Source organism: Actinoallomurus acaciae, from assembly GCF_042429965.1.
Taxonomy (GTDB): domain Bacteria; phylum Actinomycetota; class Actinomycetes; order Streptosporangiales; family Streptosporangiaceae; genus Actinoallomurus; species Actinoallomurus acaciae.
Genome location: NZ_JBHLZP010001018.1, coordinates 1 through 1,394 on the forward strand (window position 1 = coordinate 1; position 1,394 = coordinate 1,394).

At 73.0% G+C, this 1,394-nt stretch carries 3 protein-coding genes; all 3 read right to left on the reverse strand.

What is annotated here, in order from left to right; translation table 11 throughout:
- The coding region (locus tag ACFFNX_RS50010; protein ID WP_378213534.1) for an AAA family ATPase at positions 1-233 on the reverse strand (233 nt) is incomplete at its 3' end.
- Positions 234-330: 97 nt separating this feature from the next.
- A complete protein-coding gene (locus tag ACFFNX_RS50015; protein WP_378213535.1) occupies positions 331-1,083 on the reverse strand; it encodes a GntR family transcriptional regulator in 753 nt (250 codons plus the stop codon).
- Positions 1,084-1,098: 15 nt separating this feature from the next.
- Positions 1,099-1,394: aminotransferase class I/II-fold pyridoxal phosphate-dependent enzyme (locus tag ACFFNX_RS50020; RefSeq protein WP_378213536.1), on the reverse strand; the 296-nt coding region annotated here is incomplete at its 5' end.

Consider the following 1,394-nt stretch of genomic DNA (forward strand, 5'->3'; position numbering starts at 1 on the left):
GCGGCGGCGGGGGCGAGGGCCGCGGCGTACCGCGCGAACTCGTGCAGGTCGGTGATGCCGGCCAGCCGGCGCACCTCGTCCAGATCACCGGGCATGTCGGGGCGCACACCGGTCTGCGCGGGCTTGACGACCGCCACGGACGACCCGCGGGCCCGGGCGAGCGCCGCGACCGCGGCCGTGGTCACGGTCTTCCCCACCCCGGTGTCGGTCCCGGTGACGACGAGCACACTCACCCGCGCGACTCTAGCGAGTCATCCCCGGACCGTCCGGGTCGCCCCGTCGAGACCGGCCGGTCGCGAAGCGTGACCCCCGCTCGGCCGTCCAGGAGCGTCAGGGCGTCTCGTGCTGGCGGCGGAGGCGGGTGATGAACTTGTAGCGGTCGCCGCGGTACAGGGACTGGGCCCACTCGACCGGTTCGCCGGCCGTGTCGAAGGCGTGGCGGGAGAGCAGGAGCAGGGGCAGGCCGACGTCGACGCCCAGCAGGCTCGCGTCGTCCGGGGTCGCCAGGACGGTCTCGATGGTCTCCTCCGCCTCGGCCAGGTGCACGTCGTACGCCGTGGCCAGCGTCTCGTACAGCGAGTCGTGCCGCGGGAGCTCCTTGCGCAGGCCGGGGAAGCGGCGCGCCGGCAGCAGCGACGTGTCGATCGACATCGGCTCGCCGTCGGCCAGGCGGAGGCGGTGGATGCGCAGGGCACGGCCGCCGGGGCGGATGCCGAGGAGGCGGGCGAAGCGTTCGTCGGCGGTCACGTAGCCGATGTCGAGGATGCGCGTCTCCGGGCTCAGGCCGTGGTGGCGCATGTCCTCGGTGTAGCTGACGAGCTGCAGCTCCTGGGCGACCTTGGGCTTGGCGACGAACGTGCCCTTGCCCTGGATGCGCTGCAGGCGTCCCTCGATCACCAGCTCCGCCAGGGCCTGCCGGACCGTCGTGCGCGACGTGCCGTACTTTTCCGCCAGGCTCCGCTCAGGCGGCAAAGGACTGCCGGGTGCGAGCGCCTCGGTCAGCTCGACCAGGTGCTTCTTCAACCGGTAGTACTTGGGAACGCGAGGTTCCACCGCCAGCTCCGGTGCGCGTTCAGCCGTCACGTGCTCTCCTCATGTTCACCGCCGCGTCGGGTCGGCGTTACGAGCAGAGTACGGGCCGATCAGCTCCTTGACACCAGTCAGGGCTCCGGTGACCTCTGTGAGTTCTGCCTCCTCCAGGGTCGCACGGCCGGTCAGGCGCAGGCACGCCCGCCCGTGCGGCACCGATGGCGGCCGGAAACAGCCCACCCGCACACCGTGCTCGGCGCAGACCTCCGCGGCGCGTACGGCGAGCCCCGGGTCGCCGACGACGACCGGGACGACCGCCGCGGCCGGAGCGGTCGTCTCCAGGCCGAGCCCGTCCGCCGCCGCGG